Here is a 13,966-nt window from a genome sequence, read left to right on the forward strand (position 1 = left end):
TCCTAAGAGGGAATTAACTGAATTACCCTAAATAAGGGTATATTATGGAGCAACAAGATTTACTTTCTAACTATCGGAAGGATTTAAAGGAGCGTATTTTGGTTACTTCTATGCACGCTTTTAAAGAGCGTGGCATACGCAGTGTGCGTATGGACGACATCGCAACGACACTTGGCATATCCAAACGAACGATATATGAAATCTATTCGAACAAGGAAGAGCTGCTGCTCGACGGCATTATACGCGAAGACAAGGCCAGAAAACTCGACTCGCAGCTGTATGCGCAGGATAAAAGCCATACGGTAATGGACCTTATTTTTCACATCTACAACCGCGAAATGGCCGACATGGCGAGTACGAACCCTTTGTTTTTCAGTGAACTAAGTAAGTATTCGCGAGTGGTGAGGTATCTCACCAACAAGACAGAGAAAAACCATAAAGAGGCTTTAGACTTTGTGAAACGAGGCATTGAGGAAGGTTATTTCGTGCGGTTTTTCGACTATAATGTGGTGCTGAACTTCATCTCCTTTTCTTCAAAGCTCATGATGGGCGAACGAATGTTTCAGAAATACGATGTCAACCATTTGTTCACCAATGTGGCCGTGCTGTTTCTTCGTGGTTTTTGTACCCCCAAGGGGGTTGAATTTATCGACAGCAAGCTCATGAAAGAAACGCCTTACAACAAGTAAGGTGTTGTCAGCCTGCGACTTATTTGCAACAGGTTACATCAACACCTAACTTTAATTGTCGCCTTTTATCAATCTTTCCATTTCGATTTGCAGTTCGTCTTGAACCACATTGTACCGTTCTTGAGTATGCACCACGGCCAAAAACAACTCGTGTATATCAGCAGTCTTGTCCAGGTGTTGTGCGATGGTGTACTTGCCATTGACCAACAAGTCTACGTTATCCAACACCATCCGAATAACCGTTGCTTGCTTAAACTGCTGTGACGAAGGCTTTGTTTGCAGTCCGCAGCTGTAAGCGCGCAGAATGGCGCGCACCAAAAGCCTGATGTTTTGTTCCTCGTTGGTCTTGGTATAGCAGGTAGTTGGGGTATCATCGGCTAAGGTTAAGTGCTGGGGATGCAGCGTAGTGCCCTTCAAAAGTGCCTCGAAATTAACCTTATAATCGTCGACCATCGCCTCGTAAGTGCCTTCTTCTCGACATACCACCTTAAACAATGCGGTAACATCTGCATCGCCTTGTTGTCCTAGTGCATCGAGTTTGCATTGCAATTGCTCCAAAGTTTCGTGGTGAACAACGCCTAGGATGGGCAGCATTACTACGGCGTAATGCTCCGAAACCTTTTCGTAAACGTTCAGAAGTGTCTTTATCAGTGTCTGCCGTTCGTTGGGTTTCAACTCGTTGGCATCCGCAACGCCGTTCATAAAGCCATCGAAAAAGGCGTGTATCAACGTCTTTTGCGTGTTTATTAAGTTTTGCTTATCTCTCATTGTTTCTTTTCCTTATCGGTTATAGTGGGTTCGCGTACATCGTTTTCTTGTTGTTTTTGCAGATTTTGGCATTGTTCTACGGCCTTAATGTTTCGCATTAGCCCTGCATATTTGGCCCGTTTGACCGCACTTCCCTTGAAAAGGCGTCGGTAATCGTCTTCCGTTAGGTTGTGCCATTGTTCTCGTGTCATGCACATAAGTTCGGCTTTGGGAGCCAACTCCTCGATATTGGTGGCTATGGGGTGAGCGTTCCAGGGACAAATGGTTTGACATTTGTCGCATCCGTAGATGGTATCGCCCATAGCTTGGGCCACTTCGGGATTTAAATCGCCCCGATATTCGATGGTTTGATACGACAGACAACGCTTGGCATCAAACAAGAAAGTCTTCTTGCCGACAATGTCTTGCCACGTTCCAAGGGCCTTTGTGGGACAGACATCTATACACTTGTGGCAGTTTCCACAACGGCTGGGCATCTCTTCATCATAGCTTAGCTCGATGTCGAGAAACAATTCGCCTAGCACAAACATGCTGCCAGCCTTGGGAATGATAAGCTGATGGTTTCTACCTGTCCACCCCAAGCCTGCCTTTACTGCCCAATAGCGTTCCAAGATGGGCGCACTGTCGCAGAATACCCTGTATCTTGGAGGACTTTCGGCAACAGAAAGGGATGGCGAAACGCTTTCTTCGATGTATGGTTCGAAACCGAAATGTGCTGCCAACTGCCGCAACTTACCCTTCACCACTTCGTGATAGTCTTGCCCATAGGCGTAGCTGGCCAGCTGATATTGTCCTTCTGGCATGCGTTGGGCAGGCGCATAGCCCATGGCAACACACACAATAGACTTTAAACCGGGCATGAGCAATTGCGGATTGAGGCGTTTGTCGGTATAATTGTTCATGTATGTCATTTCGGCAAAGCACTCGTTGTCGAGCCACCGCCTCACTTCGGCAGCCGTATCGGGCTCTACGGGCGCGGCCTTTGCTATGCCACAAGCAAAAAAGCCAAGGCGTTTGGCCTCGGCTTTGATGTCATTCGAAAGTTTTAAACTCATACCCTTGTTCCTTTAACCATTCTAATGCCTGAGGTAAAGCGAAGTGAAGCTTGTCGATACTTTTCAGCGAATCGTGAAAAGTGATGATAGACCCATTGCGTACATAACGCTTAACGTTGTTGAGAACGTCTTCGGCCGTCATCCACTTCGAGTAATCGCGTGTAACGAGGTCCCACATCACCACCTTGTATGTACGGCTTAGCCATGCGTATTGACTAGGGCGCATCCATCCGTGGGGCGGTCTGAACAGGTTGGAATGTATCAGTTCGTCGGCCCGCCTTGCGTTGTCGGTGTATGTTTTGATGCTGTGCTTGGCTCCACCCATGTGGTTATAGGTGTGATTTCCCACCCGATGCCCTGCATCTACGATGCGTTGGTACAGTTCGGGATAGCGTTCAACGTTCTCGCCAACCATAAAGAAGGTGGCACGAGCCCCAAACTTAGCCAACGTTTCGAGAATGAAAGGGGTGGATTCGGGTATTGGACCATCGTCGAAAGTAAGGTAAACAGAACGGTCGTTCTTATCCATACGCCACAGGGCATGCGGATAAAGCCAGCGTAACCATATTGCGGGTTGTTCGATTATCATCGTTCAAACAGTGGTATCAGACGTGCAGCAGGTGCAAGAACCAGCGTTCGCCATAGCCAAGAGCATTTGCGTGGCCAAGACCAACCCTCGTTCTTACACCTGCTTTGCACATCGTCATGTATATTCCTTATTCATCTCCCATGGGCATAGCCCCACCTTTTTCCTGATATTGCTTAAACAGCATGTTCAGTTTCTTTTCCTGTTGGGCTGCCGTTTGCTTGTCGGCCATACCCATTACGGATGCGGCTTGCCTGAGAACGTAAATCTGATACATGCAATCGTTCATCGAATTGGCAAAGCGCGAGCCGTCGAGCGTTAGGTACCAATTGAGGTATTGCTGAGCGTTTGTCCACACGGCGTTAGCCACTTCTTTGGCTTTCGCGGTCTGTCCAAGTAATGCGTAAGCACGAGCAATATCCAATCCGCCATTCATATAATTATAGGGGATGTTGTAGGCAGGCAGTTCCTTTTCGGCCTTTTGTAACACCTTGCTTGCCTTTTGCTTGTCGCCTTCGGAAATAAGGTGTAGTGCCAGCTGAGCTATTATTCGGCGATGGGTGTAGCACATGCGCATAACCGTTTCGTCTATATAGATACCCTTGCGCGACAATCCGCCGTACTTGTAGCGGTTCATCACGTTGTTGTAGGTCTTTTGCGTATCGAAGTTCTTCGCACCAGGCGCGTTTGTTGTGAATGGCGTAATGCGGTTGGCTAGTCCTTCTTGCACAAAGTTGTCGCCAAGGTTCATGTAATTCTCCTGTCCAACAGTCGAGGCAACGTATATCGGACGCACCCAATTGCTCTGTGCAATCATCTCCAACATCATCAAGTCGCCCTTATACAAGGCATTTTTGCCTTTCAGCGAAATCACCATGCGGTTAGGAATGCTGTCGCTAGCCATCATCATGCCGCTCTTTCTTACTGCCGCCTTGTCGATAGTGACATAAACCGTGTCGGTGGGTATGAAGTGAGAGTCCTTATCCTTAGAGCGAACCCAGTTTTTAAGGATGTTCTTCAACTCAAACGGCTCGTCGCCATACTTAGCTTTGGCCTCGTTGGGATAGTTTTTGTAGAAGTCGAGCAGCTGTTGTTTGGCTTGTGGCACCACTTCAACATACTCGTTGGTTCCCGAACAGAATTCAAGTCGCGGCCATGTGATGGGCACTGAGGGCGAATTGTATGCAGGACGTTTCATCTGGTCGATGTACCAGTCGGTTTGCAGGTAGCTAAGGTTGCAAACACGCGCATCGGTACGCACGCCTTCCACCTCTTGGTTGTACCACAAGGGGAATGTATCGTTGTCGCCATTGGTGAATATAATGGGATTGCCTTCGTCTTGAAGGGTCATCAAATAGTTTTGTCCGAAGTCGCGGCAAGTGTCCCTATGGCTACGGTCGTGGTCATCCCAGTTCTGCGAGGCCATTTGTATAGGAATGAGAAGGCATAGCACAGCAACAACGGCCGAAACGATAGTACCTTCTACCTTAATACGCTTTTTAAGCAGGTCGATAATGGCTGCAACGCCCAAACCACACCAAATGGCGAAGGCATAGAACGATGCCGCGTAGGCATAGTCGCGTTCACGTGGTTCCGATGGCGTCTGATTAAGGTAGATAACGATGGCCAACCCCGTCATGAAGAAGAGGAAGAACACCACCCAGAATTGCCTAATGCCACGTTGTCCGCGGAAGGCCTGCCAGAAAAGTCCGATAAGCCCCAATAGCAAAGGCAAGCAATAGTAAACGTTGTGGCCTTTGTTGTTCTTCAAATCATCGGGCAATTTGCTTTGATCTCCTAGTCGGGCGTTGTCTAAGAAGCTGATACCCGATATCCAGTTGCCATGTTCCAACTCGCCGTTTCCTTGCATATCGTTCTGCCTTCCTGCAAAGTTCCACATGAAGTAGCGCCAATACATGAAGTTACATTGGTACGAAAGGAAGAACCTAATGTTGTCCATCTGGCTGGGCATCTTTATCATCATGGTCTCTCCACACCTGTCGTAAGGTACTTCTGAACCGTCAATGCCTCCTAACCAGTCGTTATACGATTGCGCATGAAGTGGATTCCACATGCGTGGGAACAGCATGTTCTGCGCATAAACGTACTTATTCTTTCTGCCAACAACGAAATAAGAGTCTTTCTCGTCTTTGCTAGCCTTCTCCTTACGCTGATAGATGGGTGCGCCTTCTTTCATTCGTGGCTTACACATGTCGCCCTCTCTGTCTAGTTGCACCTGCGAAGTAAAGGCCTGACCATAGAGTAGGGGCTTGTCGCCATATTGCTCGCGGCTGAGATAACTACCCAAAGTGAAGATGTCTTCGGGCGAATTTTGGTCCATCGGCGGGTTAGCCAGCGAACGAATAACGATAACCGCGTAGCTTGAATAGCCAATCATGAGCATCAGCAAGCAAAGCAACACCGTATTCTTGATACGCGAAGTGATGAGCGGAACCAACTTCTTGGCCTCGTTCTTGCGCTTGTAGCTCAGCACATAATATAATATACCGAGAACAATTGCGCCAATGATGAAGGCCGACCAGCCGTAGCCGTAGAACGGAACACCCAACAAACCGAATGCAACGATGAAGGAAATGTTTTCTCTTTTCTCGCTTTTCTGCGAGTAGCTCTCGTAGATGGCCCAAATAATGGCACCTACCAAAAGCACAATATACACCACTTCACCCGTGTTGAACGGCATACCAAGTGTGTTAACAAAGAACAACTCGAACCATCCGCCAACGGTAATGATGCCCGGAATAACGCCGTAAAGCACGGCTGCAACGAGAACGAAGGCCACAAGAAGGGCAAGGAGCGAGCCTTTAACCTCGATGTTGGGGAACTTGCGGTAAACAAACACCAGCACAATGGCAGGTATGCAAAGCAAGTTAAGCAAGTGAACGCCGATGCTAAGACCTGTCATGTACATGATAAGCACAAGCCATCTGTCGCTATGAGGTTCGTCGGCATGGTCTTCCCATTTCAGAATAAGCCAAAACACGATGGCAGTGAAAGCCGAAGAATAGGCATAAACCTCGCCTTCTACGGCACTAAACCAAAACGTGTCGCTGAAAGTGTAAATCAACGCGCCAACCAATCCCGAACCTTCTATGGCGATAAGCTTGCTCAACGTCATGCTACCCCAATCCTTAACGATAAGCTTTCGCGTAAGGTGGGTGATGGTCCAAAACAAGAATAGGATGGTTGTGGCACTCAACAAAGCGCTCATGGTGTTCACCATCTTAGCCACTTGCGTTACATCGCTGGCAAATTGTGAGAACAAATTGGCTGTGAGCATGAAGAAAGGTGCCCCAGGTGGGTGTCCGATTTCCAATTTGTAGCCTGTGGTTATAAACTCAGGACAGTCCCAAAAGCTTGCAGTGGGTTCGATTGTAGAACAATATACAAAGGCAGCAATAAAAAAGGCGAGCCACCCTAGCACGTTGTCCACTAACTTGTACTGTTTCATGAAATGGTATAATAAAAGTTTTTATTTCGAAATATGGGTGCAAAGATAGCGCAAATCGCGATAAGTACAAAATAATTGGCCTATGTTTCACATCATTATAGGCAAAAAAGAATTGGTTTTGAACTTTTGTTTGTGTACCCACTTTGTGATTAACTAATCAGTACAAAGCCATTTGTAGTGATGCTACAAGCATCTTGTACCGGCAGTACAAGCGGCTGTACTGATGCTAGTTTGTGGTATATGCCGACTCGCCCATAAGATAATATGAGTCCAAAACGAATATCTAAGCTTTCGGCATGCGGATAGCTCAAACAAAAAGCCAAACGTTTTTAGTGATTTAATGGAACATCTTGCCCACGTATAATCTAAGTAAAACAAAATGGGGGAGCATCGCGGCAGCAGTCTTTTCTTAGTTCTATCTGGGTGTTATGTGCAATAAACAATCGCGTTTTCATTCGCAAATATTGTACATAACTCCATTTCGATGCCTGTTTCTACTCGTGATGATAAGGCTCTCCTTTAAGAATTGTGCAGGCGCGATAGAGCTGTTCGGTGAAGATTAGGCGCACCATTTGGTGAGAAAACGTCATTTTTGAAAGACTTATCTTCTCGTTCGCGCGACCATAAACCGCATCGCTAAAACCATAAGGGCCGCCAACGGCAAACACCAAGCGGCGCGCAACGTGCTGTTTACGTTCCAACCATTGGGCAAACTCGATGCTACGCAACTCCTTACCATGCTCGTCGAGCAACACCAAATGGTCGTCTGGCTGCAACTTCTTCAATATCAGTTCGCCTTCAGCCTCTTTTTGTTGATTGGCCGAGATGTTTTTGGTGTTTTTAAGTTCGGGAATAACGTTGATGTTAAATGGCATATAGTGGCCTATGCGCTTAGCATAGTCGGCAATACCAGCCACAAACACACTGTTAACCGTTTTTCCAACGAGCAAAAGTTCCACTTTCATGGCTACGCGGCTTTCTTCTCTTGCTCTGGATTGTAGGCGTGTTTGCGTTTAGGGTTCATGGGAAACCAACCGCGCTCTACACGCTTTTTCTGCTCAAACAGTTCGCCAATAGACCAAAGAAAGGATGCGCCAATTACGCCAAGTATCGAAGAAACGATAACATTAGCCACCATGAGGGCCACTAAGACGGCGACGATGCCCAAGATAAGGAACACCCACCACTGACGAGTTCCCCAGTAATATTCTACCTTAATAACGATGGGATGGAAGATGCCGATGATAAGAAAAGTGCTTACGGCTATGATAATGCCGGTGAAATAAAGTTCCATGATGTTCTATATGGATGTTGTTTTTAAATTATTGTTTCGCTAAATACGTTTGCAAATGTACCTAAAATATGCGTACTTCCCAAAGAAATGTGGCCGATACTTTGTTTTTTCCTTATTTTAAAGGATGAAAATATGCGCCCGAAAGTATTTTTTTATTATCTTTGCCATGCTGATAACGACAACGTTGTCGGCTTGATTGGGAACATAAATTTAATATACTAATAAATAGATTATGGAGAATAACGCTCAACTGATAGCTCAATGCGAGGCAAAGGCCAAGCAATGGCTAACTTCCGAGTTTGACGAACAAACGCGGAACGAAGTGAAAGGACTGATGGAAAATGCTGATAAGACGGGTCTTATCGACGCCTTTTACAAGGATTTGGAGTTTGGAACGGGCGGTTTGCGCGGTATCATGGGCGCAGGCAGCAACCGAATGAACATCTACACCGTGGGCATGGCTACACAAGGACTGGCCAATTACCTGAAAAAGAACTTTGCCAACCTGCCGCAGATAAAGGTTGCCGTTTGCCACGACTGCCGAAACAACAGCCGCTTGTTTGCCGAAACGGTTGCAAACATATTCTCGGCCAATGGCATTAAGGTGTATTTGTTCGACGATATGCGCCCAACGCCAGAGTGTTCGTTTGCCATCAGGCACTTTGGATGCCAAAGTGGTGTGAACATTACGGCTAGCCACAATCCCAAAGAGTACAACGGCTACAAAGCTTATTGGGAAGACGGCGCACAAGTGCTGGCTCCACACGATAAGGGAATTATCGACGAGGTGAATAAAGTGAAGGTGGCCGACGTGAAATTTAAGGGTAATCCCGAACTGATTGAGATTATTGGCGAAGAGGTTGACAAGATTTACCTCGACATGGTGAAAACCATTAGCATCGATCCTGCCGTTATCGAACGCCAGAAAGACCTCAAAATCGTTTACACGCCACTACACGGAACGGGTATGATGCTCATTCCACGCTCGCTCAAACTATGGGGGTTCGAAAACGTACATTGCGTGAAAGAACAGATGGTAAGAAGTGGCGACTTCCCCACAGTGGTTAGTCCTAACCCCGAAAACGGCGAGGCTTTAACCCTTGCACTACGTGATGCGAAGGAGATTGACGCCGACATCGTTATGGCATCCGACCCCGATGCCGACCGCGTGGGCATGGCTTGCAAGAACGATAAGGGCGAATGGGTGCTTATCAACGGCAACCAAACTTGCTTGCTTTTCCTTTATTACATCATCACCAACCGCATCAAGACGGGCAAGATGAAACCAAACGACTTCATTGTGAAGACTATCGTTACCACAGAAGTCATCAAGAAGATTGCCGACAAGAACCATATCGAGATGCGCGACTGCTATACGGGCTTTAAATGGATTGCCAACGAGATACGTAAGTCGGAAGGAAAGCAACAATACATCGGCGGTGGCGAAGAAAGTTATGGCTTTATGGCGCAAGACTTCGTTCGCGATAAGGATGCCGTTTCGGCCTGCTCGCTGTTGGCAGAGATTTGCGCTTATGCCAAAGATCAAGGCAAAACGCTTTACGAACTGCTAATGGACATCTACTTGGAGTATGGTTTCTCTAAGGAGTTTACCATCAACGTAGTGAAACCCGGAAAGAGCGGAGCCGACGAAATAAAGGCAATGATGGAGAAGTTCCGCAAAAATCCTCCCAAAGAAATTGCAGGTTCGAAGGTTGTCATCGCCAAAGACTACAAGACGTTGGAGCAAACTGACGCCAATGGCGTGGTAACAAAACTCCACATGCCCGAAACAAGTAACGTGCTGCAATGGTTCTGCGAAGACGGAACAAAAGTGTCTGTCCGCCCTTCTGGTACAGAACCAAAGATTAAGTTCTACCTTGAAGTGAAAGGCGAAATGAAATGCGCAGGTTGCTATGAACGCTGCAACAAGGAGGCCGACGAGAAAATTGAAGAGATTAAGAAGTCGTTAGGCCTATAACGTTTTGTTTCTCAGAAGTCTAACGCGTTCTGTTTAAGAATGTATTAAGATAATGAAAAACGGATCGAAGTAGATTCAGACTTTCACAGCTGTACAAGAAATCCCCAATTGGCATAACACTGATTGGGGATTTCCATTAGCTTATCTTCCCCCATATCCTTTGTGTCATTTCCAAGCATCAGCTTTCAGCCTCACATGCTCAACGTTTAATACATGAAACAATTTTTGCTTAAAGCCATCATTGCCTTGTTGCTACTTACACAAGCAGCATCGGCCTTAGCCTATGTTGTTAAAGGTACGGTTGTAGACGCCACTGGCAAACCATTGTACGAGGCCCTCGTTCTTGGCAGGAACAAAGTCGGAACAAAGGTTATTGAAATAGAGACAAACAAACAGGGGCAGTTCGTATCTGCCGAAGTAAACGATTCTACCTTGTCTATCGAAATAACAAAAGATACGTTTGTTCCTTTGCAAATCAACATATCGGGAACGTCCAGCCAGTTTGTTGATTTGGGCACGATAACGCTGTTCGAGCGCCAAGTAACGTTGGGTGATGTTGTTGTGACGGCAGAGTCGGTTATGCAGAAAGCTGGCCGTTACATTATCATTCCTACGAAAAAGGAGTTGGGGCAGTCGGCAAACGGATTGTCCTTGCTCAACGCTTTACAGTATAAAATGCCTGGTTTAGCTGTTAACGAGATATTGCAAACGGTGCAGGTAGACAACGCCACACCTGTGTTTAAGGTTAACGGAAAACCATGCGAGCTAAGCAAAATTCTCTCATTGAACCCTAAAAATGTATTACGCATAGAGTATAGCGACACACCCGACCTGCGATATGACGGCAGAAGTGTTATTAACATCATTCTTAATCCCAGCCAAAATGGTGGCTCGGTGATGGCAAATGGGCTGTCTGGCGTAACAACGGGCTTTCTTAATGGTAATGTTGGCATTGACTACCACCACGGAAAATCGGAATGGGAACTGAACTATGCCGCCAATTGGCGCGACTATAACAAACGAGAAATCAGTTCGAAAGGTGATTTTATCGGTAGGGATGAGCCTGTGTCGAGAGAAAGAAACGGAATGCCTAGCGACTTCAACTATTTAAGTAACGAATTATCTTTGGCTTACACCTATTCGTACAACGCCAATACCATGATGTCGACAAAGGTTGGGATTGGCTTTGAAGACCAAAAAATCAGCGATAATTCGTGGAATACGCAAAGTTACAAGGGCAATGTCTCTCGTTATACAAACCATACACGCTGGAAACTTGGTTTTGTTTCGCCCAATTTCGACCTGTTCTTTCGCAAGCAATTAAATAAGACCCAACACATTGAAGCAAACGTTTATGGCAGGCGTTCGTCAGGAACTTACGACAGGGATTATATGAATATATACGCCAACCCTTTAAATAACGACACGTTGATGAGCTCAACCGAGAACAAGTCGTGGCGTGTTGGTGCAGACATCATGTATTCCAAGACCTTTAAAGCCCTAAGAACCAGCGTGGGAATACAAAACTATTATAATGCAACAGACAACATGCAGCTGGAAAATGGTGTATTAAGGCAAGCAACGATAGACCAAAACCGCATAACGCTGTATGCACAAATAGTGGGTAACACAAAACAACTGAGTTATGGTTTAAATCTTAGTGGCATCTACAATTATGCTGATAACAATGCCTATAAAACCAATGCCGTACGGATGAAAGTGAATGTCAATGCCAATTATGCCTTTTCGCCCAATTGGTCACTGAACTATTTGTTTTTGCTTAATCCTTCGTTACCGGAAATCTCGCAACAATCTGATTTGATACAGGTGATTGATGACATATCTATCAGGCAAGGAAACCCCAGCTTAAAGCCCTCTACCTATCTTCGAAACAGGGTTTATCTGCGCTTTACCAAAGCAAAATTCACGTCTACTTTGTGGGTGTCGCACAACAAAACGTTTAACCCCATCTACTATTCGTATAGCTATATCAGCGAAGTTTCGAACCCATACTATAACATGTTTTTAAGCAAAGCGATTAACGGGAAGTCTACCAATCAGCTAAACTTAGAATTGGAATTGTCTGCGAAAGAACTATTTGGCTTTGCAACGCTGTGGGGGTGCGTGGGGTGGGACCACTATCAGGTACCGTTGCCTACTCAAACCCATTCGCGCAAACGCTTTTATGCCTCGTTAAGTGCTGCCATGTATTTGGGGAAATGGATGCTGTCGGTAAAACAAGAAATTGAACCCAAGTTTGAATTACAAGGAAACACCTATTATTCTAATGAGAGATGGAACATGATAAAAGTGCAGTATCAATATAAAAATTGGCATTTCTCGATGATGGGCGCAAACCTATTTACCCAACATGGAGCTAAATATGAACGCATAATTGTTTCGGACGTTCATCCCGAACACCATATACAGAGCATAAGAAATAACGCCAACATGCTTGTGTTGGGCGCAACATATCGACTCAACTTTGGAAAGGGGAAGAATAAGGCAGACCGCACGCTGAACAACGACGGTTTAGAGAAAGGCGTAGACGTGTTTTATTAAAAAAGTTTGAAACGTTATCTTTTTGAGAGGCTTTAAGCTGCATCACCAAGAATGGGCCACCGTGTTGGTTTGTTGGTTGGCTAACCTCGGTACAACGTGCATCGTAAATTAAACAAACATGAGGACAAAACATTTAGAACGCGAAGACAAAAAACAAAGTTTGATTGTGGCAAACAAGGACGACGAAGTGGAGGATACTTTTTGCTATAAGCTATTTGAACTTGGAGAGTTTGATGTGGCTAAGGTACAAGAACTAGTAAGCTATGTGTTGCTCAACGAGTTGAACGACAAAGAAAAGGACATTTTAAGGTGGATTGTTGAGGGCGTTAACAGCTGCTTTGCGTATCATAAGGATGCAAACGACTATTATTTGATAAAGAACTACTCGAAAAAAATCGAGGATAAATGGAGCATGGGTTGGGAAGTGACGTTGAATGCTGCATTAGGTACAGCCAACTGAACGTGCTTGCTGGGACATGGCATAAGAATAAATACAGATAGAAAAGTATGGAAAATCAATTTAGCAGAACCGAAATGCTTGTTGGCAAAGATGCCGTAGAGCGACTTAAAGGTAGCAAAGTGGCTGTATTTGGCGTGGGTGGAGTAGGAGGTTATGCGGTAGAAGTGTTGGCCAGAAGTGGTGTTGGCAACATTGATGTTTTTGATGCAGACACGGTAAACATAACAAACCTTAACCGACAAGTGATTGCTTTGCACTCTACGCTTGAGCAAGCGAAGGTTGATGTGATAGAGAAACGAATCTACGACATTAATCCTACATGTGTGGTTGGCAAGTATAAGATGTTTTATTTGCCGGAAAATGCGGACGAGGTAGACTTGAAACAATATGATTATGTGGTGGATTGTATCGACACCATCACGGCGAAGATTGAACTGATAAGACGTTGTAAGCAGCTTGATGTGCCCATCATATCGAGCATGGGAGCTGCCAACAAGATGGATGCAACGGCATTTAGGGTGGTCGACATATCGAAAACAACAATGGACCCCTTGGCCAAGGTGATGAGAAAGAAGTTAAGGGCGCTGGGCATTGCTGGGATTAAGGTGGTGTTTAGCGAAGAACAACCGCTTAAACCCCTGGAGCAGAACAACATGGGATGTGTTGATGACGTTCCCACTAATGGGAATTTGGCTGATGATGAGGGCGCACACAAACCCAAAGGAAAGAAACAAGTGCCTGCTAGTAATGCCTTTGTGCCTGCCGCAGCTGGTATAGTTGTAGGTGCCGAAGTGGTTAAAGACATAATAGGGTGGGGGAATCCTGTTTAAACCCCAATCGCTCATCAAGGTGCTTGTCAAAGGTTTTAGTTTGAATTCATCGCACCTTGTCCATCTTTCGTTTGCTTGTCGGTATCTTGTCTGTCTATTCTCTTGACGTAGTTCGAAGGATTAGAGTGTTTTTTTCTTTAAACAAGATGGGCAATACCATTGTAAAGAGCACAACGAAAAGATGTGATGAAATCTGAAATTATGCACCATTTACCTGCGGCAAAACATGGTTGTCTCTCAAAAAATGACCTAGCAGGAGCCATTCAACGCATTCT

11 protein-coding genes are annotated in these 13,966 nt (G+C 45.6%); 5 read left to right on the forward strand and 6 right to left on the reverse strand.

Going from position 1 to position 13,966, the window contains the following annotated elements; translation table 11 throughout:
* Window positions 1-44: 44 nt before the first annotated feature.
* Entirely contained in the window at window positions 45-689 is a 645-nt protein-coding gene (locus HMPREF2955_RS00025; protein ID WP_070719797.1) for a TetR/AcrR family transcriptional regulator, read from the forward strand.
* A 51-nt stretch (window positions 690-740) separates the two neighbouring features.
* Here the strand turns inward: HMPREF2955_RS00025 and HMPREF2955_RS00030 are convergent, their stop codons facing one another.
* From HMPREF2955_RS00030 to HMPREF2955_RS00055, 6 genes are all read right to left on the reverse strand, one after another.
* Window positions 741-1,457, reverse strand: coding sequence for a hypothetical protein (locus HMPREF2955_RS00030; protein ID WP_070719798.1), 717 nt, complete (start codon window positions 1,455-1,457; stop codon window positions 741-743).
* Entirely contained in the window at window positions 1,454-2,512 is a 1,059-nt protein-coding gene (gene queG, locus HMPREF2955_RS00035) for a tRNA epoxyqueuosine(34) reductase QueG (protein ID WP_070719801.1), read from the reverse strand. The genes HMPREF2955_RS00030 and queG overlap by 4 nt, the downstream gene beginning before the upstream one ends.
* Window positions 2,490-3,101, reverse strand: a complete 612-nt coding sequence (locus HMPREF2955_RS00040) for a polysaccharide deacetylase family protein (RefSeq protein WP_070719802.1) — start codon at window positions 3,099-3,101, stop codon at window positions 2,490-2,492. Before HMPREF2955_RS00040 ends, queG begins: the two co-directional genes overlap by 23 nt.
* Before the next feature lie 127 nt (window positions 3,102-3,228).
* On the reverse strand, window positions 3,229-6,567 hold the full coding sequence (locus HMPREF2955_RS00045; RefSeq protein ID WP_070719804.1) for a glycosyltransferase family 117 protein: 3,339 nt from the start codon (window positions 6,565-6,567) through the stop codon (window positions 3,229-3,231).
* Between the two features lie 494 nt (window positions 6,568-7,061).
* The gene (gene rlmH, locus HMPREF2955_RS00050; RefSeq protein ID WP_070719805.1) at window positions 7,062-7,532 is read right to left on the reverse strand and encodes a 23S rRNA (pseudouridine(1915)-N(3))-methyltransferase RlmH; all 471 of its coding nucleotides are present in this window, start codon (window positions 7,530-7,532) and stop codon (window positions 7,062-7,064) included.
* A 2-nt stretch (window positions 7,533-7,534) separates the two neighbouring features.
* The gene (locus HMPREF2955_RS00055) at window positions 7,535-7,861 is read right to left on the reverse strand and encodes a DUF4491 family protein (protein WP_070719807.1); all 327 of its coding nucleotides are present in this window, start codon (window positions 7,859-7,861) and stop codon (window positions 7,535-7,537) included.
* Between the two features lie 232 nt (window positions 7,862-8,093).
* On the opposite strand from HMPREF2955_RS00055, the gene HMPREF2955_RS00060 reads away from it, so the two are divergent.
* From HMPREF2955_RS00060 to HMPREF2955_RS00075, 4 genes are all read left to right on the forward strand, one after another.
* Window positions 8,094-9,839 (forward strand): phospho-sugar mutase, encoded by a 1,746-nt coding sequence (locus tag HMPREF2955_RS00060; protein ID WP_070719809.1) that lies wholly within the window; start codon window positions 8,094-8,096, stop codon window positions 9,837-9,839.
* A gap of 213 nt (window positions 9,840-10,052) precedes the next feature.
* Complete coding sequence (locus HMPREF2955_RS00065; protein WP_070719810.1) at window positions 10,053-12,401, forward strand: TonB-dependent receptor; 2,349 nt, start codon at window positions 10,053-10,055, stop codon at window positions 12,399-12,401.
* 118 nt (window positions 12,402-12,519) lie between these two features.
* Window positions 12,520-12,861 carry a hypothetical protein gene (locus HMPREF2955_RS00070; protein ID WP_070719812.1) on the forward strand — a complete coding sequence of 114 codons (342 nt, stop codon included), beginning with the start codon at window positions 12,520-12,522 and terminating at the stop codon, window positions 12,859-12,861.
* 47 nt (window positions 12,862-12,908) lie between these two features.
* The gene (locus HMPREF2955_RS00075; protein WP_070719814.1) at window positions 12,909-13,691 is read left to right on the forward strand and encodes a tRNA threonylcarbamoyladenosine dehydratase; all 783 of its coding nucleotides are present in this window, start codon (window positions 12,909-12,911) and stop codon (window positions 13,689-13,691) included.
* The last annotated feature ends 275 nt before the right edge of the window (window positions 13,692-13,966 follow it).

Source organism: Prevotella sp. HMSC073D09, from assembly GCF_001814145.1.
Lineage (GTDB): Bacteria > Bacteroidota > Bacteroidia > Bacteroidales > Bacteroidaceae > Prevotella > Prevotella conceptionensis.

Coding starts and splice junctions, on each gene's coding strand:
- HMPREF2955_RS00065 (WP_070719810.1), top strand. CDS start 10,053: ATGAAACAATTTTTGCTTAAAGCCATCATTGCCTTGTTGCTACTTACA.
- HMPREF2955_RS00070 (WP_070719812.1), top strand. CDS start 12,520: ATGAGGACAAAACATTTAGAACGCGAAGACAAAAAACAAAGTTTGATT.
- HMPREF2955_RS00030 (WP_070719798.1), bottom strand. CDS start 1,457: ATGAGAGATAAGCAAAACTTAATAAACACGCAAAAGACGTTGATACAC.
- HMPREF2955_RS00040 (WP_070719802.1), bottom strand. CDS start 3,101: ATGATAATCGAACAACCCGCAATATGGTTACGCTGGCTTTATCCGCAT.
- rlmH (WP_070719805.1), bottom strand. CDS start 7,532: ATGAAAGTGGAACTTTTGCTCGTTGGAAAAACGGTTAACAGTGTGTTT.
- queG (WP_070719801.1), bottom strand. CDS start 2,512: ATGAGTTTAAAACTTTCGAATGACATCAAAGCCGAGGCCAAACGCCTT.
- HMPREF2955_RS00025 (WP_070719797.1), top strand. CDS start 45: ATGGAGCAACAAGATTTACTTTCTAACTATCGGAAGGATTTAAAGGAG.
- HMPREF2955_RS00060 (WP_070719809.1), top strand. CDS start 8,094: ATGGAGAATAACGCTCAACTGATAGCTCAATGCGAGGCAAAGGCCAAG.
- HMPREF2955_RS00045 (WP_070719804.1), bottom strand. CDS start 6,567: ATGAAACAGTACAAGTTAGTGGACAACGTGCTAGGGTGGCTCGCCTTT.
- HMPREF2955_RS00055 (WP_070719807.1), bottom strand. CDS start 7,861: ATGGAACTTTATTTCACCGGCATTATCATAGCCGTAAGCACTTTTCTT.
- HMPREF2955_RS00075 (WP_070719814.1), top strand. CDS start 12,909: ATGGAAAATCAATTTAGCAGAACCGAAATGCTTGTTGGCAAAGATGCC.